Annotated in this window: 24 protein-coding genes; 13 read left to right on the forward strand and 11 right to left on the reverse strand. The window is 61.9% G+C overall.

Annotation, left to right across the window (positions count from 1 at the left end; translation table 11 throughout):
* Positions 1-21: 21 nt before the first annotated feature.
* From AC1DD5_RS02510 to AC1DD5_RS02525, 4 genes are read left to right on the forward strand one after another with little or no spacing between them, the layout of a single operon-like run.
* Positions 22-246: a DUF3188 domain-containing protein gene (locus AC1DD5_RS02510; RefSeq protein WP_216925047.1), complete on the forward strand. Its 225-nt coding sequence runs from the start codon at positions 22-24 to the stop codon at positions 244-246.
* 43 nt (positions 247-289) lie between these two features.
* Entirely contained in the window at positions 290-751 is a 462-nt protein-coding gene (locus tag AC1DD5_RS02515) for an FAS1-like dehydratase domain-containing protein (RefSeq protein WP_224088363.1), read from the forward strand.
* A gap of 2 nt (positions 752-753) precedes the next feature.
* The gene (locus AC1DD5_RS02520) at positions 754-1,191 is read left to right on the forward strand and encodes a MaoC family dehydratase (RefSeq protein ID WP_477520538.1); all 438 of its coding nucleotides are present in this window, start codon (positions 754-756) and stop codon (positions 1,189-1,191) included.
* A 37-nt stretch (positions 1,192-1,228) separates the two neighbouring features.
* Complete coding sequence (locus AC1DD5_RS02525) at positions 1,229-2,296, forward strand: UDP-N-acetylmuramate dehydrogenase (RefSeq protein ID WP_477520539.1); 1,068 nt, start codon at positions 1,229-1,231, stop codon at positions 2,294-2,296.
* A gap of 24 nt (positions 2,297-2,320) precedes the next feature.
* Here the strand turns inward: AC1DD5_RS02525 and AC1DD5_RS02530 are convergent, their stop codons facing one another.
* Entirely contained in the window at positions 2,321-2,800 is a 480-nt protein-coding gene (locus AC1DD5_RS02530; protein WP_442018756.1) for a hypothetical protein, read from the reverse strand.
* A gap of 86 nt (positions 2,801-2,886) precedes the next feature.
* On the opposite strand from AC1DD5_RS02530, the gene AC1DD5_RS02535 reads away from it, so the two are divergent.
* Both AC1DD5_RS02535 and AC1DD5_RS02540 read left to right on the forward strand, forming a co-directional pair.
* Positions 2,887-4,029, forward strand: coding sequence for a winged helix DNA-binding domain-containing protein (locus tag AC1DD5_RS02535; protein ID WP_477520540.1), 1,143 nt, complete (start codon positions 2,887-2,889; stop codon positions 4,027-4,029).
* A gap of 178 nt (positions 4,030-4,207) precedes the next feature.
* Entirely contained in the window at positions 4,208-5,209 is a 1,002-nt protein-coding gene (locus AC1DD5_RS02540; RefSeq protein WP_477520541.1) for a DUF559 domain-containing protein, read from the forward strand.
* Positions 5,210-5,232: 23 nt separating this feature from the next.
* Here the strand turns inward: AC1DD5_RS02540 and asd are convergent, their stop codons facing one another.
* The 8 genes from asd to AC1DD5_RS02580 form a co-directional block, all read right to left on the reverse strand.
* Positions 5,233-6,375, reverse strand: a complete 1,143-nt coding sequence (gene asd / locus AC1DD5_RS02545) for an aspartate-semialdehyde dehydrogenase (RefSeq protein WP_224165018.1) — start codon at positions 6,373-6,375, stop codon at positions 5,233-5,235.
* Positions 6,376-6,483: 108 nt separating this feature from the next.
* Complete coding sequence (locus tag AC1DD5_RS02550; RefSeq protein WP_442018758.1) at positions 6,484-6,705, reverse strand: NF038396 family protein; 222 nt, start codon at positions 6,703-6,705, stop codon at positions 6,484-6,486.
* 10 nt (positions 6,706-6,715) lie between these two features.
* Entirely contained in the window at positions 6,716-7,315 is a 600-nt protein-coding gene (locus tag AC1DD5_RS02555; RefSeq protein ID WP_477520542.1) for a dihydrofolate reductase, read from the reverse strand.
* Positions 7,312-8,115: a thymidylate synthase gene (locus AC1DD5_RS02560; protein ID WP_477520543.1), complete on the reverse strand. Its 804-nt coding sequence runs from the start codon at positions 8,113-8,115 to the stop codon at positions 7,312-7,314. Before AC1DD5_RS02560 ends, AC1DD5_RS02555 begins: the two co-directional genes overlap by 4 nt.
* 91 nt (positions 8,116-8,206) lie before the next feature.
* Positions 8,207-9,175, reverse strand: a complete 969-nt coding sequence (locus AC1DD5_RS02565; protein ID WP_442018759.1) for an NUDIX hydrolase — start codon at positions 9,173-9,175, stop codon at positions 8,207-8,209.
* Between the two features lie 9 nt (positions 9,176-9,184).
* Positions 9,185-11,434, reverse strand: coding sequence for an RNA degradosome polyphosphate kinase (locus tag AC1DD5_RS02570; RefSeq protein ID WP_442004037.1), 2,250 nt, complete (start codon positions 11,432-11,434; stop codon positions 9,185-9,187).
* Positions 11,435-11,539: 105 nt separating this feature from the next.
* Positions 11,540-12,520 (reverse strand): mycothiol synthase, encoded by a 981-nt coding sequence (mshD, locus tag AC1DD5_RS02575; RefSeq protein WP_442018760.1) that lies wholly within the window; start codon positions 12,518-12,520, stop codon positions 11,540-11,542.
* A gap of 237 nt (positions 12,521-12,757) precedes the next feature.
* Entirely contained in the window at positions 12,758-13,456 is a 699-nt protein-coding gene (locus AC1DD5_RS02580) for a winged helix-turn-helix transcriptional regulator (RefSeq protein ID WP_477520544.1), read from the reverse strand.
* Positions 13,457-13,718: 262 nt separating this feature from the next.
* Here AC1DD5_RS02580 and AC1DD5_RS02585 point away from each other — a divergent pair, with 262 nt between their 5' ends.
* The 7 genes from AC1DD5_RS02585 (at position 13,719) to AC1DD5_RS02615 (ending at position 19,811) form a co-directional block, all read left to right on the forward strand.
* Positions 13,719-14,453 carry a permease gene (locus tag AC1DD5_RS02585; protein WP_431115973.1) on the forward strand — a complete coding sequence of 245 codons (735 nt, stop codon included), beginning with the start codon at positions 13,719-13,721 and terminating at the stop codon, positions 14,451-14,453.
* A 167-nt stretch (positions 14,454-14,620) separates the two neighbouring features.
* On the forward strand, positions 14,621-15,220 hold the full coding sequence (locus tag AC1DD5_RS02590; RefSeq protein ID WP_442018761.1) for a nitrobindin family protein: 600 nt from the start codon (positions 14,621-14,623) through the stop codon (positions 15,218-15,220).
* 56 nt (positions 15,221-15,276) lie between these two features.
* Complete coding sequence (locus AC1DD5_RS02595) at positions 15,277-15,999, forward strand: flavodoxin family protein (protein WP_442018762.1); 723 nt, start codon at positions 15,277-15,279, stop codon at positions 15,997-15,999.
* Between the two features lie 57 nt (positions 16,000-16,056).
* The gene (ygfZ, locus tag AC1DD5_RS02600; protein ID WP_477520545.1) at positions 16,057-17,142 is read left to right on the forward strand and encodes a CAF17-like 4Fe-4S cluster assembly/insertion protein YgfZ; all 1,086 of its coding nucleotides are present in this window, start codon (positions 16,057-16,059) and stop codon (positions 17,140-17,142) included.
* Positions 17,139-17,573, forward strand: a complete 435-nt coding sequence (locus tag AC1DD5_RS02605; RefSeq protein WP_442004042.1) for an ankyrin repeat domain-containing protein — start codon at positions 17,139-17,141, stop codon at positions 17,571-17,573. Before ygfZ ends, AC1DD5_RS02605 begins: the two co-directional genes overlap by 4 nt.
* 110 nt (positions 17,574-17,683) lie before the next feature.
* Positions 17,684-18,313 carry a PadR family transcriptional regulator gene (locus AC1DD5_RS02610; RefSeq protein ID WP_442004043.1) on the forward strand — a complete coding sequence of 210 codons (630 nt, stop codon included), beginning with the start codon at positions 17,684-17,686 and terminating at the stop codon, positions 18,311-18,313.
* Complete coding sequence (locus tag AC1DD5_RS02615; RefSeq protein ID WP_442018764.1) at positions 18,297-19,811, forward strand: DHA2 family efflux MFS transporter permease subunit; 1,515 nt, start codon at positions 18,297-18,299, stop codon at positions 19,809-19,811. The genes AC1DD5_RS02610 and AC1DD5_RS02615 overlap by 17 nt, the downstream gene beginning before the upstream one ends.
* A gap of 104 nt (positions 19,812-19,915) precedes the next feature.
* Here the strand turns inward: AC1DD5_RS02615 and AC1DD5_RS02620 are convergent, their stop codons facing one another.
* The gene (locus tag AC1DD5_RS02620; protein ID WP_442018765.1) at positions 19,916-20,665 is read right to left on the reverse strand and encodes a GNAT family N-acetyltransferase; all 750 of its coding nucleotides are present in this window, start codon (positions 20,663-20,665) and stop codon (positions 19,916-19,918) included.
* Positions 20,666-20,682: 17 nt separating this feature from the next.
* Entirely contained in the window at positions 20,683-21,708 is a 1,026-nt protein-coding gene (locus tag AC1DD5_RS02625) for an ATP-dependent 6-phosphofructokinase (RefSeq protein ID WP_223934019.1), read from the reverse strand.
* Positions 21,709-21,852: the final 144 nt, after the last annotated feature.

Raw genomic sequence — 21,852 nt, forward strand, 5'->3', positions numbered from 1 at the left:
GCGCACCGGTAGACTTGGACAGTGCTGAACGAATTCTGGGCCACCTCGTCCACCGCCTACAAAACGCTGGTTTTCAGCGCCATGGGGCTCATCGCCGTCGGGCTCATCCTTTCCATTGCCGGCAACACGACCGGCAACCAGGGATTGGCCATTGCATCCCTGCCCGTGATCGGCGTTGGGCTGCTGCTTCACGTCACAGGGCTCGTAGTCCGCGGCCAGAAGATCCGCAAGAGCTACAAGAAGTAGTCGCAACACCACGGCGGGTCCGCTGGCCCGATAGGGTTGGACCATGAGTATCAATCCGGACCTGCAGGGCCGAAGCTACCCTGCCGCAGAGGTTTACGACGTCGGCCGTGAGAAGATCCGCGAATTTGCGAAGGCCGTGAAGGCCAGCAATCCTGCGCACTTCGATGTTGAGACAGCACGGGCCATGGGCCACAGCGATCTTGTAGCCCCGCCGACGTTTGCCATCATTGTTGCCCAGCGCGCCGACGCCCAGCTTGTGGAGGACCCCGAGTCCGGCATCGACTTCTCCCGCGTGGTCCACGCGGACCAGCGCTTTACCCATCACCGCGCCATTGTGGCCGGGGACCGCCTCGTGGCTGAACTGCATGTTGACGGAGTACGGGCCATGGGCGGCGGCGCGATGATCACAACGCGCTCGGAGATTTTCGCCCTCGACGGCAACGATGACCGTGAAAAAGTAGCCACCACCACCTCGTCCATCCTGGTCCGCGGAGAGGGACAGTAACCATGAGCCCGAAATTCGAAGAACTGACGCTCGGCCAGGAAATTGGCACCCGCAGCATTGAGGTCACCCGCCAGGACCTGGTCAGGTATGCCGGCGCTTCGGGGGACTTCAACCCCATTCACTGGAACGAAGCTTTTGCGACCTCCGTTGAGCTGCCTGGCGTGATTGCCCACGGCATGTTCACCATGGGCTCGGCAGTGCAGCTTGTGAGCGACTGGGCAGGGGACCCCGCCGCCGTCGTTGATTACCAGACGCGCTTCACTAAGCCGGTCCTGGTGGCTGACACCACCGGAACTGACGAAGCCGGCGCACTTATCGATGTCACGGGTGTAGTGGGAGCGCTCGACGCCGAGGCCGGCACCGTCCGTATCGATCTCACCGTCGTGGCAGCCGGGCAGAAGGTCCTTATGAAGTCCCAAGCAGTCGTGAAGGTCTCTTGAACCAAGTGAGCACTTCAATCCCCGTTAGGCTTGATGGGTGACCCAGACGCTGCTTTCCGACCTGACCACGGCTGCCGTCGGCGGCCCCGCAGGAAACTATGTAGAGGCCCGCACGGAGGCCGAAATCATCGACGCCGTGCGGTCGGCTGACGCTGCGGGCGAGAAACTCCTCATCATCGGTGGCGGTTCCAACCTCCTGATCTCGGACGACGGCTACCCCGGCACGGTCCTGAAGATTGCGTCCGAGGGCTTCACCGTGGATTCGGAAGACAGCTGTGGCGGCGTGTCAGTGGTGGTTCAGGCCGGCCATAATTGGGACGCACTGGTGGAGCACTCGGTCCTGCATGCTTGGTCTGGCCTTGAGGCTCTGTCCGGCATCCCGGGGGCCACAGGTGCCACGCCGGTGCAGAACGTGGGCGCGTATGGTGCGGACGTCTCGCAAACCATCGCCGCCGTGCGGACCTGGGACCGGCAACGCAATGCAGTTCAGACGTTCACCAATTCAGAACTCAAGTTTGGCTACCGGGATTCCATCCTGAAGCAGACCACGGTGGAAGGTTCTCCGCGCTACGTGGTGCTGACTGTTGAGTTCCAATTGCCGCTGGGACGAATGAGCGCCCCCATCCGGTACGGTGAGCTCGCCCGCGTGCTGGGCGTGGAGGCGGGCAAACGTGCCTACTCCAACGATGTCCGCCGGGAAGTCCTCCGGCTCCGCGCGTCCAAAGGCATGGTCCTTGACGCCGCAGACCGCGACACTTACTCCACGGGCTCGTTCTTCACCAACCCGATCATTCCGGCTGAACGTGCCGCAGCCTTGCCGGAGAACGCGCCGAAGTACCCGGCCGGCGAGGACGGATTGGTAAAGCTTTCGGCTGCCTGGCTCATCGATCACGCGGGATTCGGTAAGGGATTCGGGCTCGATGAAACCAGCGTTTCCGGTGGCAGGGCATCCTTGTCCACCAAGCACACCTTGGCCATCACCAACCGTGGCTCGGCCTCGGCGTCGGATATGGTGGCCATCGCGCGCGAGGTCCGTGCCGGCGTCGTGAATCGCTTCGGCATTGAGCTGCACCCCGAACCGTTGCTGATCGGCGTTTCCCTCTAGCGCGACACAGTGAGCCGCGGCGGGCTAGCGTGTGCCTCGTGCCGCGATGGGCAGGATTTTGTTGAGCAGCAGGAAGGTCAGCCCGCAACTCACCGATCCCAGCAAGAAGATCTGGCTGAAGGCAATGCTCTGGGGCGAAGGGCCGCTCGGCATGAAAAGCCCAGCCATGGCGAAGCCCACCAGTCCCAGGAGCATCACGATGGCACCCAGGAGGAAGCTGCGTACTTGTGCTGCGGCCGCAGGGTAGAACCAGGGTTCCGGGGCGTCGTCCCCGGGATCGGCAACAGGTTGTATGGCCGCTGCGGTACCGATGAGCAGGGCGGCAGTGGCAGTCGCCACCAGACCCGCCATCTGGATGACTTGCATGGCAGGCGTGAGGCTGACTCCAGTACCAACGGCCACAACGAGTCCCGTTCCAAGCCCGACGACGGTGCAACACCAGCCGGCCGCAGCCAACCATCGACTGAGCGGCCGCACAAGCGGAGCAAGATCACCAAAGAGCATGAACCCATCCTAGGAAACTGTGCTGGAAGGCTGCTGGGAGGTGTTGCAAGGTTCCCTGTTACGCCGGGGCGCTTTTAGGATGGAGCATGCCTGCACCCGATACGCGTTTAACCGCTGTCACTCCACGAGTCATGGGCCGACTGCGGCTCGCCAGCCAAGGACTCCTCAATGGTGGTTTTGCCTCGGTGCCGGAAGCGGTCCGGTGGATGACAGCCATGCAGGCGCAGGACCTCGGATCCGCGCTGTGGGCAGTGGGGCAGCGAGTTCCGGGATCTGCCGCTTCAGACGTCCGGGCAGCCCTTGACGCCGGAACCATCGTCCGATCATGGCCTATGCGGGGAACACTGCACCTTCTGGCACCAGAGGACCTCCGCTGGATCCTCCGAATCACCAGTCCACGACTCATGAACCTGGTGGCAGGGCGGCATCGGGAGCTTGGCATCACCGCCGAGGACATCAGCCATTGCCGGGACATTGCGCTGAAGACGCTGGAGTCCCTCAAGACGGCCGACGGCGGACGGGGCGCAACACGCGAGCAGCTCTTTGAAGCCTTCGAAGAAGCTGGCCAGATGACGAAGGCCCAGCGTGGCATCCATCTGCTCGGGAGCCTGTGCCAGCGTGCGTGGCTCGTGCAAGGTCCCATGGCTGGTTCACGCGGCAAGGTGGGCGTCCAACAGTTGTTTGTTCCCTTCGACGAGTGGATCAAGGATTCCAGGGATCTTGATCGCGAGGAAGGCATCGAGGAGCTCCTCTTGCGTTACGTCCGGAGCCACGGACCTGCCACGGTGAAGGACTTTGCCTGGTGGAGCCAAGTGCCGCTCACGGAAGCACGCAAGGCCCTCGCCTCGGTTCGGGACCGGTTGGTGGAGCTGCCGTTCGGCGGTAGCAGCTATTGGCTTTCGCCGGAAACAGCAGCGCTGCTCGACGACGGCGTCCCAGGCTCGCGCGCGTTGCTGGCTCTTCCTGGCTTCGATGAGTTCCTGCTCGGTTACCAGGACCGGAGCCTCGTCCTCGCGCCCGAGCACGCCGAACTAGTGGTGCCAGGCAGGAACGGAGTGTTCAAACGAATCATCATGGCCGGGGGAGAAGTCGTGGGCACGTGGGCCAGGACCGGCAACGGCAAGGCGCCCGGCGTTGTTCCTGAGCCCTTCCAAGGGCAGCTTGGCCCGGCCTCCGAGCGTTCGTTCCAGGCGCAGGGGCGGGCTTACTTGAAGTTCATGGAGGGCTGAGGCCCGGCCCTGTCCCAACCCGCCTGTGCCAACCGCGTTGCTTGCTCTGTGCCAACCGCGTTGCTTAGGCGCTATTAAGTGGTTGGCCAACAACGCATAAGCGGCTCCCCAACGAAGTTGTCCACATACGGTTCTCAGGCCCTGCAAACGGGGCGCAGATGTTGGCCACGATAGTCCCATGCAACTACAAAAACTCGATGCCCTGATCACTGCACACTGGCCGGAATCCCCAGTGGCCTCGACTCCCGAGCTTGTTGGCGGCGGCCTCGGTGACCGCGTCCTCACGGCCGGTGTTCGGAATCGAAAGCTCCTCAGGCTGAGGCGGGGTGCGTACGTGCGCATGGATCAATGGCGTCGAAGCAAACCCTGGGAACAGGACCTGCTGCGGATCCAGGCCCACCACTGCAGCACTCTGGGTGGAAGTATCTACAGCCACGTAAGCGCCGCCCGCCTGCATGGTTGCCAGGAGTGGGAAGGCGGGCCGCTGGTACACGTGACGACGCCCTTCTCACCCGCTAAGGCAAGTTCGGGAAGCGACGTCGCAGCCCATGCGGGGTGCTTGGTCCCTGACGAGATTGTTCAAGTGCAGACGCCATGGCAGAGGCCTGCGCAGACCACGAGTCTTGAGCGCACGGTGGTGGACTGTGCTCGGACGTTGGACTTTGAGCGGGCGGTCGTCATTGCCGATCATGCTCTTCGTCTCGGCGCAGATCCCGGGAAGATGCAGGATTATCTGGACAACGGCAGGATCACTCGTGGCAACCGCCGTCTGCGCAGGGTCCTGGAGTTCATGGACGCAAGGTCCGAATCCGTGGGGGAGACCCGCACCCGGGTGCTTCTGGATAAGTTGGGGATAGTGGGTGGCGTGTTGCAGCTGGATGTCGCAACGCCATTGGGCAACTATCGCGGGGACTTCGGCTGGCAGCGGCAGAAGGTGATCCTGGAGTTTGATGGCCGTGCCAAGTATTTCGAGTACGCACCCACTGAGGAAGTGGTTTTCGAGGAGCGCAGGCGGGAGAAGGCAATCCAGGCCCAGGGGTGGAAAGTGGTCCGCATCGAATGGGACGATCTCAGCCGGCCTTGGGATGTGGACCGGAAGCTCAAGGAGGCGCTGGACCTACGGGTAGAACGTAGAAAACCCGCTGTTCCGTTGCTGGGCAGCAGCGGAACAGCGGGTTGACGACGTAGAAGCGCGGAAAGGGCCTAGAGCTTGCCCGTCACGATGTTCAGCATGCGGCGCAGCGGCTCAGCTGCACCCCAGAGGAGCTGATCGCCCACGGTGAAGGCGCTGATGTACTCCGGGCCCATTTCAAGCTTGCGGATACGGCCAACGGGAATGTCCAGCGTGCCGGAGGCAGCCACAGGAGTCAGGTCCGCCATCGAGGCTTCCTTGGTGTTCGGAACAACCTTGGCCCACTCGTTGTCCTTGGCCAGGAGGTTCTCGATCTCCGTGACGGACAGGTCTTCGCGCAGCTTGAGCGTGAGGGCCTGGGAGTGGGAACGCATGGCGCCGATGCGGATGCACAGGCCGTCCATGGCGATGTGGTCCTTGCCGGCGGTGCCCTTGCCCGTTCCGAGGATCTTGTTGGTCTCCACTCCAGCTTTCCACTCTTCCTTGGACTGGCCGTTGCCGAGGTCGGCGTCGATCCAGGGAATGAGTGAACCGGCCAGTGGAACGCCAAACTGGGTGGCGTCAACGCCGGTGCGCTGAGCGGCGAGGACCTTGTGGTCGATCTCCAGGATGGCCGAGGCCGGATCCTGCAGTTCGCTGCTTACCTCGTTATTGAGGGTTCCGAACTGGTTCAGGAGCTCGCGCATGTGGCGAGCGCCGCCACCGGAGGCAGCCTGGTACGTCATGGAGGTGCCCCATTCGACCAGGTTGTTCTTGAACAGTCCGCCAAGGCCCATGAGCATACAGGAAACCGTACAGTTGCCGCCGATGTAGTCCTTCACGCCGCCGGACAGGCCGGCGTCGATGACGTCGCGGTTGATGGGGTCCAGCACGATGATCGAGTCGTCATTCATGCGCAGGGTGGAGGCAGCATCGATCCAGAGGCCATCCCAGCCGCGGCTACGGAGTTCGCCGTGAACCTGTTTGGTGTAGTCGCCACCTTGGGCGGTAACAATAATTGGCAGCTTGGCAAGCGTCTCAATATCGAACGCGTCCTCGAGCTTGCCAGCCCCGTCAGCAAAGGAAGGGGCGGCACCTCCTGCGTTCGAGGTGGAGAAAAATACCGGGTTGATGTTGGCGAAGTCGTTCTCGTCCTGCATACGTTGCATCAGGACGGAGCCGACCATGCCACGCCAACCGACCAGTCCAACGGACGGATTAGCTGCTGTAGTCATTTACCCAGTCTAAACTTTCGCAGCAAAGTGCCGCTGTTGGTTACGTCACGCACGCAATGCACGACGCCGGCACTCGCCCACAGCGGCAGGCAAGCCGGCACGCAGAGCCTAGCTCCCGGCGTCGGGCTCCTGCAGCAGGACGGCTTTGCGCTTGCGCAAGGCAAAGAACGCACCGAAAGTGAAGACCTGCGTGACCACGATCAAGACGATGATGCCAACGATGCGGTTGCCGCCAAGAATCATGGTCAGCCCCACAATGGCTGAGATCAGCGCGAAAAGCGGTAGCAGCATGTAACCAAGCACGAACAAAGTTTCGGGTTTCTTCAGCATGCGGGCGTTCCTAGCTTTCCGTCCGGCGCCACGTGGTGAACCGGTATTGTGTGCCGCTCTTGGCGGCCAGCCAACCTTCGGCCGGCGCGGCAGTATCAAAGGTCCAGTCGTCGCCGAGTTCGGGCGCGAAGGTATCGCCGTCGAGGTCGGCATCGATGATGGTGACGACGGCAACGTTGGCAATTCCCATCGACTGTTCAAAAATCTGGCCGCCGCCGATGATCCAAACCTTCTGGCCACCGGGTGCGAACTGGGATTCCAGCAAGGCTGCGTCCAGCGAGGAAACCACGACGGCGCCCTCGGCCTCAGGCGTAGAAGCCCACTCCGGGTGGCGGGTCACCACAATGTTGGTGCGCCCGGGCAGAGGCCGGTACTTGTCCGGGAACGATTCCCAGGTCTTGCGGCCCATGATGACGGGGTGCCCCGTGGTCAGCTGGCTGAAGTGCTTGAGGTCCTCGGGGAGGTGCCACGGCATGGAGCCGTCCTTGCCAATCACACCGGATGTGGTCTGGGCCCAGATCATGCCGATGCCGGTCATTTTGGCCGCGGTTTCCTGGGTGAAGATGACGCCGGGAAGCTGGGAAGGAGCGTCGGATGGAGGAGTGCTCATACCGCGATCGGCGCCTTGATGGTGGGGTGGTGCCGATAGCCAACAACTTCAAAGTCATCCAGCGTGTAGTCGAAGATCGAGTCGGGCTTGCGCAGGATTTTCAGTTGCGGATACTCGTACGGTTCACGGGTGAGCTGCTCGGTGACTTGCTCCACGTGGTTGTCGTAAATATGGACGTCACCGCCTGTCCAGACAAACTCGCCAGGCTCAAGGCCCAACTGCTGGGCAACCATGCACGTCAGCAAAGCGTAGGAGGCGATGTTGAACGGGACTCCCAGGAAAGTGTCTGCAGAGCGCTGGTACAGCTGGCAGGATAACTTGCCATCGGCTACATAGAACTGGAAGAACGCATGGCAGGGCGGCAGCGCCATGTCCTTGAGCTCGGCCACGTTCCAGGCGGAGACGATGTGTCGCCGGGAATCCGGGTTGGCAGCCAGGTTGGCCATGAGCTCGGAGATTTGGTCGATGTGCCCACCGTCGGGCGTAGGCCAGCTCCGCCACTGCACACCGTACACGGGGCCGAGTTCGCCGTCGGCATCCGCCCATTCGTCCCAGATGGAAACGCCTTGGTCCTGCATCCACTTCACGTTCGAATCGCCACGAAGGAACCACAGGAGCTCCACTGCCACGGATTTGAAGTGGACCCGCTTGGTGGTGATGAGAGGGAAGCTTTCGCTGAGGTCGAAGCGCAATTGGCGGCCGAAGACGCTTCGCGTTCCGGTTCCGGTGCGGTCCGACTTGTGCGTGCCGTTGGCCATGACGTCGCGCAGGAGGTCTTCATACGGGGTGGGGATGCTCACGAGTCCAGCTTACTGGTTAGGACCATGCGACCCCCCAGTAGGTCGATGAGTGTCTCATCACCGATCCCGGCGCGACGTCTGTGCGGTGTGGCTAGTCGTCGAAAGGCTTGACCTGTTCCACGGACACAATCTTCCGTTCGGAGCCCCTGGCCACCTGGCAGACGATGACCTCGCCCGGGGAAAGGAACGGATCGGACGTGGGCAGCAAGCCCCGCAAAGCCGCGGACATGTGCTGGCCTAATTGGTTCAGCACGGTGGGTAACGCAGGGCGATGAGTGCACACAGCGATTGGCACCTGCTTATCGAACAGGGCCTCCACTGTGGCAGCCGTTTTCTTGGGTGACCGGTTGTGGTGGTGCTCAGTGAGGGCTTCAACCAGCTTTACCTTCGCTCCGCTTGCCTTTGCGTAGGGGGCAATGGTTGCTACGCATCGGGTCCACGGGCTGGTAACTATCCGTTGCGGCTTCCACACTTCCAACAGGCGCTGGACGGCCGCGGCCTGGCGCAGCCCAGTAGCGGCCAGCGGACGTTCCCCTTCGGCCTTGGTCCATGAGGACCTGGGCTTTGCCTTTGCATGGCGGATCAATACGAGCGGCCATGTATCGAGTTCGCCCCGGATGTGTGCCTTCTCGAGGTACTCGAGGGGCTCCACATCCGTGGGGTTGCTGAGGAAGGATGCAGCCCTGTCCGGGCTGCACCACATGACGCTGTCTACTTCCTTGCCGTCGGGGCGAAGCTGTTCGCCGTTGACCCGCATGGCCCAGTAGTGCACAACTTTCAAGCCGGCAGTGACGTGGTAATGAATGGGTGGCAACGGCACGCCGAGCGAACTGTTGAGGCCGATCTCCTCATGCACTTCACGGACGGCACACTGCGGAACTGTTTCGCCGTCGTCGAGCTTTCCTTTGGGCCAGGACCAATCGTCGTAGCGGGGCCTGTGGATCAGGAGCACCTCAAGGGCGCCCTTTTGAATCCGCCAAGGAATGGCACCGGCCGCAACAACGGCCACCCGTTCACCGGGGTGGTCCGTCTGATCCGCCACGGGGGTATCGCTTTTCAACTCGTTCCCTTACCGCCGGGCCGCTGCACGCTGGCGTGACCGGGAAGCAAGGAGCCAGGACTGCATGTCCAGCAGGGGCTTTCCTTCCTCGTCAAGGTGGTGCCTGGTCCAGTGACCTTGGTTGTCCAAGTGCCAACTCGCGGTTGCGTCGTCCACGTAACGGTTCATGAGGTCCACCACCGTTGCGGTGTCTTCCTTGCTGGCCAACTGGACGAGTGCCTCAACACGTCGGTCCAGGTTGCGGTGCATCATGTCTGCGGATCCGATGTACACCACGGGATCCCCACCGTTGGCAAAAGCAAAGACGCGGGAGTGTTCCAGGAATCGGCCGAGGATGGAGCGGACCGTGATGTTTTCGCTCAGGCCAGGTACGCCGGGCCGGAGGGAGCAGATCCCGCGGACCACCACGTCCACCCTCACGCCGGCCTGTGAGGCGCGGTAGAGGGCGTCGATGATGGCTTCATCCACCATGGAATTGACCTTGATCTGGACACGGGCAGGAACGCCGGCGCGGGCGTTGCGGATCTCCGCTTCGATCCTTTCGATCAGGCCGGCACGTACGGAACGCGGCGCCACGAGCAGCCGTTTGAAGGTGGACTTCGGCGCGTATCCGGAGAGCTGGTTGAACAGCTTGGACAGGTCTTCGCCCACTTGCTCGTTGGCGGTGAGCAAGCCGAGGTCCTCGTAGTAGCGGGCCGTCCGGGGGTGGTAGTTGCCCGTACCGATGTGGCAATAGCGGCGCAGGCCGTCCACTTCCTGCCGGACCACCAGGGACAACTTGCAGTGGGTCTTCAGGCCCACAATGCCGTAGACAACGTGCACGCCCGCCTGTTCCAGCTTCCGGGCCCATGAGATGTTTGCCTGCTCATCAAAGCGAGCCTTGATCTCCACCAACGCCAGAACCTGCTTGCCGGCCTCGGCGGCGTCGATCAAGGCGTCAACGATCGGAGAGTCACCGGACGTCCTGTACAGGGTCTGCTTGATGGCCTGGACCTTGGGGTCCGCCGCCGCTTGCTCCAGGAATGCCTGAACCGAGGTGGAGAACGAGTCGTACGGGTGGTGGAGCAGGATGTCGCGGCGGCGCATGGCGGCAAACACGTTGGCCGCCTTGGACGTTTCGGATTCGTTGAGATACCGGGACGTGTGCGGAACATGCTTGGGGTAGTGGAGATCGGGGCGGTCAATGGCGCTGATCGCAGAGAGACCACGGAGGTCCAGGGGTGCGGGTACGGAGTAAACCTCGGACTCTTCCACGCCGAGTTCCCGGATAAGCAGAGCCTTGATGTTCGGGTTGATGTCCGTGGTGACTTCGAGGCGCACAGGAGGACCGAAACGGCGGCGCAGGAGTTCCTTCTCCAACGCCTGGAGGAGGTTCTCGGCGTCGTCTTCTTCTACCTCGAGGTCCTCGTTGCGGGTGACGCGGAAGGTGTGGTGCTCAAGGACTTCCATGCCGGGGAAGAGCTTGTCCAGGTGAACTGCGATGACTTCTTCCAACGCGATGAAGCGGGCAACGCGGCCAGGGATGGCACCTGCGCGCGGACCGTCTACGGAAATCAGGCGGGGCAGCTGGTCCGGAACCTTCACACGGGCGAAGAGTTCTTTGTCGCTGATGGGGTTGCTGACAATCACCGCAAGGTTCAGCGAGAGGCCGGAAATGTAGGGGAAGGGGTGCGCGGGATCCACGGCCAGCGGCGTCAGGATGGGAAAGACCTTCTCCTGGAACATAATGCTGATCCGGTGGCGGGCGTCTTCATCCAATTCATTCCAGTGCATGATGTGGATGTGCTCGTAGGCCAGGGCAGGACGGATCTGCTCGGCGAAGACACGCGCGTGCCGTTCCTGGAGCTTGTGCGCCTCCTCGCCGATCTGCTCCAGCACCTCGATGGGGCTCAGGCCCGCAGGGGAGGGAACAGCAAGTCCGGTGGCGATGCGCCGCTTCAAACCGGCAACGCGGACCATGAAGAACTCGTCGAGGTTGGAGGCAAAGATCGACAGGAAATTCACGCGTTCCAGAAGGAAGAGGTCCGGATCCTCTGCGAGCTCCAAAACGCGGGAGTTGAATGCCAGCCAGCTGAGCTCACGATCCAGGAAACGGTCTGGCGAGATGTCGCCTTCGGGTTCCAGGCTCGGCGCAAATTCCGGGATGTCAATGCGGTCCTGGGTGGCTCGTGAGGCCGGGACTTCCGATGATCCGAAGCGTGGGGGCAGTGTGGCGCCCTTCGAAGTGGATCCGGCGGTGCCGACGGGGTCCGGCTGCATGGGGGTTCTCCTAAGCTCAGGACTGGGGTTTCCTCCCACATTACAAGCAATTTCAGTGCCCGAATCCAAGAAGTCCCGGGCTTTCCTTGCAGCGGGATGCTGAGGTTAATTCTTGGTTAAAGGTCCATACATCACATCGGTGTCCCAGCGGACGAAGCCAAGCTTCTGATATAGGGACACGGCGGCCTTGTTGTCGGCATCGACATAGAGCATGACGGCGTGCAGGTCCTTGTCCTGCAGATACCTGATTCCGGCCACGGTGAGTGCCTTGCCCAAGCCCAGGCCCTGCGCTTCGGGCGTGACACCCACCACGTAAACCTCGCCGATGGCGGGATGCGGTCCCTGGCGTGGGTGAACCTTGGTCCAGTGGTACCCCAACAGTTCGCCTTCATCATTGACGGCCAGGAGGAAGCCGGCGGGATCAAACCAATCTTCGCCTTTGCGGGCCTCAAGATCGGCCCGGGTCATCGAACCCTGCTCGGGATGATGCGAGAAGGCCGCGCGGTTGGCCGTCAGCCAGGCTTCCTCGTCCTGTCCCGGCACGAAGGTGCGCAGTGAGACTCCGTTCGGAAGACCGACGTCGGGCAGTGCGGACGTGGAGGACATCAGCCGCATCTTCCACAGTTCCCGCACAGGACCGTAGCCGAAGCGCGTGGCCAGCTCCGCCGCGCCCTCATGGTTGCCATGGGACCAAGCGCTCAACCCGTCAAAACCGCGTTTGCCTTCCAATGCCTCCAGCAGGCGGCCCGCCACGCCCTGATTGCGGTAGCTCGGGTGGACAGCCAGTTCAAGGACACCCGTTGTTCCTGACGGGCCGGGCGCTTCAACGACGACGGCGATTCCCGCCAGATCTTCTCCAGTCGCCGGATCAGAATCCTCATCCGGGGCGTAAAGGGCAAGCGAGAAGACAGAGTGATCCCCGGCATCGGCGCCACGCAGCATCACCAGTGTCTGTTCGGACAGGGGAGGGTTGCCGTCGGATTCATCGGCGGCCGCTGCGAGGGTCCTGAAGTCCTTGAGGAGTTCGGGATCGAGGGCGCCGGTGACGAGCAGCACTGGCCAGTTCTCGGGGTGCGCGTGACTCATGATGCAAGGCTATACGTCCCGGGCAAGCACTGTAATTTGAAGTCCCCCTGAAACGCCTGTAGTCTCGTTATCTCGTTCGGCTTTGCGGTTTATCCGCGCGTAGTCAACACAGGGGGGATCCACCAGTGGGGTGGCCTCGATACGTTCGACCCGTATGTCCTCCACGGAAATTGGAAGAGGCCAGGATTCATGTGAATCCTGGCCTCTTCTTTTTCGTCTATATAGTCGACAGGCGGTTTACGCTTCCGAGAGTTCGTCGTCCGGGAGCCTGACCAACGTCAGGCGATAACCGACGTTGCGGACCGTGCTGATGAGATTCTCGTGGTCAACACCGAGCTTGGCGCGGAGGCGTCGGATGTGCACGTCTACAGTTCGGGTGCCACCGTAGTAGTCATAGCCCCAGACTTCGGTCAGCAGCTGCTGGCGGGTAAACACGCGTCCCGGGTGCTGGGCGAGGTACTTGAGGAGCTCGAATTCCTTGAACGTCAGGTTCAGGGGTTGGCCGCTGACCCGGGCGGTATAGCTCGCTTCGTCAATAACGACGCCGGCAGCGCGGATCTCCGTCTGGGTCTCCTCTTCGCCTGGTACAGCCCGGGCCATGGCCAGACGGATTCTGGCCTCGACCTCAGCAGGGCCTGCAGAGTCCAGCACGATGTCATCCACTGACCATGCAGAGGAAACGGCAGCCATGCCGCCCTCGGTAAGAATCAGCACGAGAGGGGCGCTAAGTCCGGTGGCCTTCAGCAGTTGCGTGAGGGAGCGTGCCCCCACCAGGTCCTTGCGGGCATCCAGGAAGACGATGTCCGTGGGATCGGTTTCGAGCAGCGCGGTCGGTTCTGCCGGGAGAATGTGAACGCGGTGGTTGAGCAGCTCAAGGGCAGGCAGAATGTCCACCGAAGAGCCGGTGCTGTTCGTCAGGAGCAGGATGTGCGACATAGTTCCTCCAATGGGCTGTACGCGCATCATCGGGCGTCGAAACCGGAGTTTCACCGGCCGGTCACGGCAGCTGGCAAGCCTTTGCCCGTTGTAACGGGATGAAGGCAAACAGTGTGCGCCGTTGAAGTCCGAGTATACCCACCCGAGCCCCGCCAGTCAGGGATTCGTGACGGGCTGCCACCGGAATTACGACATATTCGCCCGCCATAAGGCAGGATTGTCGGGAGGTCGTAAGGCGCATCGAATTGAGGTCGGGCACACAGTGAAGTCTTGGAGCATCGGGGTATTCGGACTCGTGGCGCTCGCAGCCATCGTGGCCAGCACCTTCGTTTCCCGGGAAGCCATGGTGGGCGTTGGCATTGTGGCGTCTGCGGCTGTGGGGCTTGGTTGGCCGCATTTCCTTGCAGTCCCCGCCAAGAAAACCCTGGCCTCCGTCATCGCCTTGGCCGGTGCCGGGTCAGCCGTGACGGCGGCTTATATGCCGGCTCCTGGATTCCTGGATGGCACCCCCGCCTTCATTGCCTTGGGCGTGATGGCGGTGTTCATCATCCAGCTCGTGCGGGGAACCGGACAGGCACAGCGCCTGGAATCCACGCTCGGCTGTTGTGCCGGCGTCCTGCTGAATTGCCTCGGTGCAGGATGGATTGCGGGCGCCCGGTTCAACGGCGTCAAGGAAATGGTCCTCGTTGCCGGGCTGAGTGCGGCGGTGGCACTCCTGGTAGGTGTCATTCGATGGCCGGACCGGATCGTGGCTCCCCTTGGCATCGTCATGGCCGGTCTTATGGGCCCTTTGGCCGGACTTGTTTTTTCCGATATCGCCGTCCTGCCTGCTGCCCTGGTGGGCGTCGTGGTCGGGTCGGTCCTCGTTTGCTTCCGGCGCATGACCACTCTCAGGCGCGGGCGGCTCAATATTCCCGCCGCAGTGGGAATGGGTGTGGCGCCGGTTTGGGCTGTTGGAGCCTTGGCCTACTTCATAGACAAACTACTCATCTACTAACGGTTAGGATTGCATCATGTCTGTACTCGCATTTGAAATCTTCTTCCTCGTTCTCCTTGGCCTGGCAAGCATTGCCATGGCGTGGTTTGCGGGTTTCGTTGTTTACCGCCTTTTCAAGGGCCAGAAGTAAAGTCTTCTGATCCTGCAGTCCAAAAGAGGTAGTCGTTGTGCCTATTGAGATTCCAACAGACCTGACGCCTGAACTTGTCCCGCTTTCCTGGCTCATTGGTGAGTGGGAAGGCCGCGGCCGGCTCGGCAGTGGTGATGAGGATTCGGAGCATTTCGTCCAGCACGTTTCCTTCACCCATAACGGTTTGCCGTACCTGCAGTACAGGGCCGAGACCTGGATCAGCGACGACGCCGGCACAAAGTTGCGCCCGCTGACCGTTGAAACCGGGTTCTGGGCCTTGGAGCGCAAGCTCCAGGAGGGCGACGGTGGTCCGGGGCTTGTTCCCGCGGACATTGTGCCTGTGCTCAAGACCGCCGATGAGGTCGAAGAACGCCGGAACAAAGAAGGCGGCTTCGATATCTCCGTGTCGATTGCCCACCCCGGCGGAATCACCGAACTCTACTACGGCCAGATCAAAGGGCCGCAGATCCAGCTCACCACCGATATGGTGATGCGCGGCAGCCACTCCAAGGAGTACACCGCAGCAACAAGGATCTTTGGCTTGGTGGACGGCAATCTCCTGTGGCGCTGGGATGTTGCCTCCAACGGCAAGGCATTGGAACCACACGCCTCGGCGTTCCTCCACAGGGTTTCCTGACGCCCGGCGCGAGGTCTCACTGAACGTTCCACAAGCAACCAGCAAAGGAGCAGCTAGTGAATAACCACCTCAAGCCGGGAGGCTACGAGGGACTCAAGGCCCTGTTCTTCAATGGCACCTTGAAACCTTCGCCGCAGCTCAGCAACACCGACGGCTTGATCCGGATCAGCCGCGACATCATGGAAAAGCAGGGTGTCACTACCCGCCTCATCCGGACTGTGGACCACGATATCGCCAGCGGCGTCTACCCGGACATGCGGGAGCATGGCTGGAAAACCGATGAATGGCCGGAGATCTATCCGTTGGTCGCTGAGGCGGACATCGTGGTGGTGGCAGGTCCCATCTGGCTGGGCGATAACTCTTCCCAGACCAAGAAACTCATTGAGCGTTTATATGCCCACTCTGGCGAACTCACTGACAAGGGCCAGTGGGCGTTCTACCCGAAAGTGGGTGGATGCCTCATCACCGGCAATGAAGATGGCATCAAGCACTGTTCCATGAACGTGCTGTACAGCCTCCAACACGTAGGCTTCACTATCCCGCCGCAGGCTGATGCCGGCTGGATCGGCCCTGTAGGCCCAGGACCCAGCTACCTGGATGAAGGGTCTGGTGGTCCGGAGAGTGATTTTACTAACAGGAACACCACGTTCATGTCCTGGAACTTGATGCACATGGCCCGCCTCCTCAGGGATGCAGGCGGAATCCCTGCCTATGGCAACCTTCCGCAGGAATGGAAAGCCGGCACACGATTCGATTTCGAGAACCCGGAATATCGCTGATTCCGGAATACTACCGAGTTCTGGAATACCACTGAGCCGCAAGGACTTCTACTACATATGACTTACAAGAGCCCCCTGTTGTCGCGCCCTGGCGCTGTCGAAGACACTGGCCTGGATGCCGGCGTCGCGGCCCATTACGGCGAGCCGCTGCGGGAGCAACGCGCCCTGGCAACCGGTACCGCCGTCGTGGATCTTTCGCACCGCGGCGTGGTGACGGTATCCGGACCGGACCGCCTCAGCTGGCTCAACACGCTTTCCTCCCAGCAGGTGACCAATCTCCAGCCGCGGGTTGGCAGTGAACTGTTGCTGCTTAGTGTCCAGGGTCGCATTGAGTTCGATGCTCGGGTTATTGACGACGGCGAAACAACCTGGCTGATCGTCGAGGCTGCAGAGGCCGAACCTTTGTCCGAGTGGTTGAACAAGATGAAGTTCATGCTGCGCGTGGAGATCGCGGATGTCTCGGGGGAGTGGGCTGTCCTTGGTTCCACGAAGCCCGTGGAGAAGCTGGGTCGTTACTTGGTTTGGGAAGATCCGTGGCCGCAGGTAGGCCCGGGCGGCTATTCCTACAGCACCGTCCCGGAGGAGTCGCACCCTGGGCTCGAACGCCCATGGTTCGAATATCTCGTCCCGGCGGCAGACTTGGAATCCCTGGTCGATGGCTTGCCCCTGGCTGGTGCCATGGCGGCCGACGCCCTGCGGATTGCCGCGTGGCGGCCGCGTCTCGGTGCGGAGACCGATGATAGGACCATCCCTCATGAGCTGGACCTTATTCGCACTTCCGTCCACCTGAGCAAGGGCTGCTACAAGGGCCAGGAGACCATCGCCCGCGTGCACAATCTCGGCCATCCGCCGCGGCGCTTGGTCTTCCTGCAGTTGGATGGCTCGCAACACACGCTTCCGGCCGTTGGCAGTGTTGTATTTGCGGGGGAGCGCAAGGTGGGTACTCTGACATCTGTGGCGCAGCACTTCGAGATGGGCCCTGTGGCTTTGGCAGTCATCAAGCGCTCCGTTCCGGCGGATGAAACCTTGACAGTCATGGACGGCGAGGAGCCTTATATCGCAGCCCAGGAAGTGATCGTCGCCCCCGACGCCGGCCAGGTCGTCGGGCGCCAAACCGGATTCCTGAAGGGACCCCACCGATGAGCCAACCGAGTCACAGCACTGGACCCGAAGCCGACTCCGCCGACACCGACACGGGCGCCGACGACGAAGCGGTTGCCTTGGCCCACACCCTCTTCGATGCCGCCCGCGAAGGCAACACGGAGATGCTGCGGAGCTACCTGAACGCCGGTGCCCCAGCCACGCTCACCAATGCTTCCGGAGATTCGCTGCTGATGCTTGCTGCCTACCATGGGCACGAGGAAACCGTGCAGTTGATTCTGCACCACGGCGCTGACGTGAATACCCCCAATGACCGTGGCCAGACCCCGCTTGCAGGGGCGGTATTCAAGGGATACACGGGCGTCGCCAGGGCGCTGCTGGATGCAGGAGCAGACCCCGACGCCGGAACTCCCACCGCGCGCGAAGCGGCCAGTATGTTTGCCCGGACCGAAATATTGGCCCTTCTCGGCTAAGGCGTGAATGGTTCGGAGAAGCCCGGTTGCTACGGCAGCCGGGCTTTCTTGCGTCTATATATTCCACGTGGAATAGTTGTAGTGGAATATGTGTGAGAAAGGTTTCTGTCGTGCCGAAAGCTGCTGACTTAACGCCTCTTGGCGTGGCATCCTTGGCGCTCCTGGCTGAAAAGCCCATGCATCCTTACGAGATGTTTCAAGTACTGATGGCCCGTCATGAGGATCGGCTCGTTAAGGTCCGGCCGGGCACGCTTTACCACGCAGTGGGCCGTTTGGAGGCTAACGGACTGGTTGAGGCTACCGGAACGGAGCGCGAAGGCAACCGTCCTGAACGAACCACCTACCGCATCACCCTGGCCGGTCATGATGCCTTGGACGCGGGAGTTAAAGCCATGCTCTCCACGCCCGTCAATGACTACCCGGTGTTTCCGCACGCCATTGCTGAAGCGCACCACCTCCCCAAGGAGGTGGTGGCAGGCCTCCTTGAACAGCGGCTCGGAGCACTCGGCGCCGATCTCGACTTCCTCGTCAGCGCGGAAACAGTGGTCAGGGCAAAGGGCCTTGACCGCAAGTACTGGCTGGACATCACCTACCAACAAGCACTACGTCGCACGGAGATCGCGTGGATCCGCGGCCTCCTCGAGGAGTTGGGCAGCGGAATCCTGCCCTGGGACGAACCGGAGCCAACTCCATCCGAACTTTCACACCAGCCGAAGGAATCCCTTGGAAAACGTAGCTAAGCCGTGGCCCGCTCTATGGTCACTCGTCATAGGCTTCTTCATGATCCTTATCGACACCACCATTGTGTCGGTCGCGAATCCGCGGATCATGCAGGGCCTCAACACCGATATCAATGCCGTCATCTGGGTTACCAGCGCGTACCTCTTGGCGTATGCAGTGCCCCTTCTCATCACCGGCAGGTTGGGTGACCGTTTCGGGCCGAAGAACCTGTACTTGATCGGCCTGGTGGTCTTCACCTTGGCTTCGCTGTGGTGCGGCCTCTCCAGCGACGTCACCATGCTGATCGCCGCCCGCGCAGTCCAAGGACTCGGCGCGGCCATGATGACACCCCAGACCATGGCAGTCATCACACGTATTTTTCCTCCGGACCGTCGGGGCGCCGCCATGGGACTCTGGGGAGCGACAGCCGGCATGGCTGTTCTCGTAGGCCCTATTCTGGGCGGTGTCCTGGTGGACGGACTGGGGTGGGAGTGGATCTTCTTCGTCAACGTCCCTATTGGAATTGTCGCTTTCGTCATGGTCACGCGTTTCGTCCCGAAGCTGACTACGCACAGCCATTCATTCGACGTCGCGGGCGTGGTGCTCTCCGCCGTCGGTATGTTTCTTTTGGTCTTCGGCATCCAGGAGGGCCAAACCTACAAGTGGGGAACGGTCACCGGCGCCGTCACCGTGTGGGGCTTGATCATCGCAGGGCTCGTCGTCCTGGTGCTCTTCGTCTTCTGGCAGTGGCTACTGGGCAGGCGAGGCGGGGAACCGCTGCTGCCGCTTGCTTTGTTCAAGGACCGCAATTTCTCCCTGGGCAACACCACCATCATGGTTGTCGGCTTCACAGTGACGGCGTTCCCGCTGCCGACCATCTTCTACTACCAGGTGGTGCGGGGCCTGACCCCCACCCAATCAGCGCTGCTCATGATTCCCATGGCAGTGATCTCCGGCGGCCTGGCACCGGTCGTGGGTAAGCTGATCGATCGAGCCAACCCGCGCTGGTTCGCGTCCTTCGGCCTCGTTTGCCTCGCAGGAGCGCTCTTCTGGACAGCTTCACTCTTGCGGCCGGATACTCCCATTTGGATGTTCCTGCTTCCCAGCGCCCTCCAGGGTGTTGCCAATGGCTTCATTTGGGGGCCGGTATCCAATGCGACCACCAGAAACCTTGAGCCACGCCAAGCGGGCGCAGGTTCGGGCGTGTTCAACACCACCCGCCAGATCGGGGCAGTCCTTGGATCGGCGGCCATTGCCGCCCTGATCCAGGCCCGGCTCGCGGCCGAGTTACCCGCGGCGCCGGCAGGAGCCCCGGCCAACGAAGCTTCCATGAACGGTGCCCTGCCAGAGGCGCTGCATGCAGGATTCTCGACGGCGATGAGCCAGTCGATCGTGCTGCCCGCCTGTGCGATTCTCGTCGGGGCAGTGGTGGCCCTGTTCTTCGCGAAGCCTAAGTCCGTTGAAGGATGGGGCGGTGCTGCTGCAAAAGAGGCTCCACAGGAAACTGTCCGGAAGTAGCGCGGCAAACGGCGGGGACCAGCCCATTCTTGGGCTGGTCCTGACCCGGACAGGGGCAGGACCAGCGCTTGCCAAGACCAAAGCTGGGCCGGTTCGATTCCTTGTTAGCCGAGCAGCACGCTCGCATGGAGTCCGCCAGTGGCGAATCCCAAGCTACGGGCCATCGCGAGCGCGCTGCTGTTGCTGACATCGGCCTTCCACTGGAGCGTCAGCCCCGCGGCCAGGGCCTCATGGGCAGCAATCGATGCAGCCAGCGTTCCCAGGCCCCGCCGGCGCCAGGGCGGTGCTACCAGAACGCCCATGTTGGCCAGGATCCCCTCCCACTCGGAGTAGGCGCCGCACGCCACGGGAGTGGGTTGTTCTTCTTCGGGATGCATGATGGTGAAGCGGTGCTCCAGGGCTTGCAGGCCTACTTCATTGACGTCATCCGGGGGGCACAGCCCTTCCAGCGCGATCGCCTCTGGATTGCCTCGCGAGACCGTGAGGTCTTCGGAGGGTTGATTGAGCGGGAGGTCGTCGGCAAAGAACAAGGCTGAGGACCCGAGGCCATGTCCACCGTGCGACCGCGTGAGGGTCAACAGCGTCACATGCTGGGCAAGTTCGGTGTCTGGAATTCCAGCGGCTGCGTCGAGGACCCATTGTGGTCCCACCAACGCCGAGGCACCAAAAAGGCGCAGGAAAACAACCGCCCGCGCCGATTCATCGAGGCGGGTGATGCGGTTTGAGGGGTCGCTCGGGTCCACCGCAGAAGTGGTGGCCCGGGCAGCAGCAGCGGCGAAAGCGTCGTCGTCGAACCCCAAATGGCGAGCCCACGCCAGCTGGATAATGGCAGCGGACGTGGGCTCAAGAGTCATGGATTCAGCCTAGCCGACTAGCCGAAGAGCACACTCGCTTCGTCGTAGCGGTGCTGGGGAACGGTCTTGAGCTTACCCAGTGCTTCTTCGAAACCAACGTGGGAGATGTCCGTGCCCTTCAGGGCCACCATGGTGCCCCAACGGCCCTCCACCACTGAATCGATGGCTGCCATGCCCAGGCGGGTTGCAAGGACGCGGTCATAGGCAGTTGGTACGCCGCCACGCTGGATATGGCCAAGAATGGTGGCGCGGGTCTCTATGCCTGTGCGTGCTTCGATTTCCGGCGCGAGCTGGTCGGCGATTCCACCCAGGCGGGGACGGCCAAAAGTGTCCAGTCCGCGTTCGGAGTGGGGAGATTCCATGTGGTCCGGAACGAAGCCCTCAGCTACCACCACCAGCGGCGCGCGGCCACGGTCGTGGGCTTCCTGGACCCATTCGGTGATCTGCTCGATGCTGACCGTCTGTTCCGGGATAAGGATGGCGTGTGCACCAGCTGCCATTCCGGCGTGCAGGGCGATCCAGCCTACGTGTCGGCCCATGACCTCGGCGATCATGCAGCGGTGGTGGGACTCACCCGTGGTGCGGAGGCGGTCGATTGCTTCGGTGGCGATTTCAACCGCTGTATCGAAGCCGAAGGTGTAGTCCGTTGCGTCGAGGTCGTTGTCCACGGTCTTGGGAACACCAACAATTTTCAGTCCGGCATCGGTGAGCCGTTTTGCCGCCGCCAGAGTACCTTCGCCGCCGATTGCGATGATGGCGTCAATGCCCAGGCGTTCCATGTGGGCCTTGATGACGTCCGGGCCACCACCATTTTCAAACGGGTTGGTACGTGAGGTGCCCAGGATGGTGCCGCCCTGCTTGGCGATACCGCGGACCAAGGTGCGGGGGATGTCGATGACATCACCTTCCACAACGCCGCGCCAGCCGTCCTTGAAACCCACGAACTCCTGGCCGTGGATTGCGATCCCCTTCAGGACCGCTCCCCGGATTACTGCGTTGAGTCCGGGGCAGTCGCCACCGCTGGTAAGAATGCCAATTTTCATGTTTGCTCACTCATGGCTTGGAGGAATACGTCTGGAGCGCCACGCTGAGCTCCCAACGATTGTAGACGTCGATGTGGGGTGGGACACAAATGGTTACTTTTGACCCCGGCCGTGCGGTATTGGAAATCTCTCTGAAAACAACGA

This window comes from Paenarthrobacter sp. 10L420 (genome assembly GCF_056395385.1).

Bases quoted from the DNA above. Each gene is read 5' to 3' on its own strand.
- AC1DD5_RS02515 (WP_224088363.1), top strand. From the start codon at position 290: ATGAGTATCAATCCGGACCTGCAGGGCCGAAGCTACCCTGCCGCAGAG.
- AC1DD5_RS02520 (WP_477520538.1), top strand. From the start codon at position 754: ATGAGCCCGAAATTCGAAGAACTGACGCTCGGCCAGGAAATTGGCACC.
- AC1DD5_RS02530 (WP_442018756.1), bottom strand. From the start codon at position 2,800: ATGCTCTTTGGTGATCTTGCTCCGCTTGTGCGGCCGCTCAGTCGATGG.
- AC1DD5_RS02535 (WP_477520540.1), top strand. From the start codon at position 2,887: ATGCCTGCACCCGATACGCGTTTAACCGCTGTCACTCCACGAGTCATG.
- AC1DD5_RS02540 (WP_477520541.1), top strand. From the start codon at position 4,208: ATGCAACTACAAAAACTCGATGCCCTGATCACTGCACACTGGCCGGAA.
- asd (WP_224165018.1), bottom strand. From the start codon at position 6,375: ATGACTACAGCAGCTAATCCGTCCGTTGGACTGGTCGGTTGGCGTGGC.
- AC1DD5_RS02550 (WP_442018758.1), bottom strand. From the start codon at position 6,705: ATGCTGAAGAAACCCGAAACTTTGTTCGTGCTTGGTTACATGCTGCTA.
- AC1DD5_RS02555 (WP_477520542.1), bottom strand. From the start codon at position 7,315: ATGAGCACTCCTCCATCCGACGCTCCTTCCCAGCTTCCCGGCGTCATC.
- AC1DD5_RS02570 (WP_442004037.1), bottom strand. From the start codon at position 11,434: ATGCAGCCGGACCCCGTCGGCACCGCCGGATCCACTTCGAAGGGCGCC.
- mshD (WP_442018760.1), bottom strand. From the start codon at position 12,520: ATGAGTCACGCGCACCCCGAGAACTGGCCAGTGCTGCTCGTCACCGGC.
- AC1DD5_RS02580 (WP_477520544.1), bottom strand. From the start codon at position 13,456: ATGTCGCACATCCTGCTCCTGACGAACAGCACCGGCTCTTCGGTGGAC.
- ygfZ (WP_477520545.1), top strand. From the start codon at position 16,057: ATGACTTACAAGAGCCCCCTGTTGTCGCGCCCTGGCGCTGTCGAAGAC.
- AC1DD5_RS02605 (WP_442004042.1), top strand. From the start codon at position 17,139: ATGAGCCAACCGAGTCACAGCACTGGACCCGAAGCCGACTCCGCCGAC.
- AC1DD5_RS02620 (WP_442018765.1), bottom strand. From the start codon at position 20,665: ATGACTCTTGAGCCCACGTCCGCTGCCATTATCCAGCTGGCGTGGGCT.
- AC1DD5_RS02625 (WP_223934019.1), bottom strand. From the start codon at position 21,708: ATGAAAATTGGCATTCTTACCAGCGGTGGCGACTGCCCCGGACTCAAC.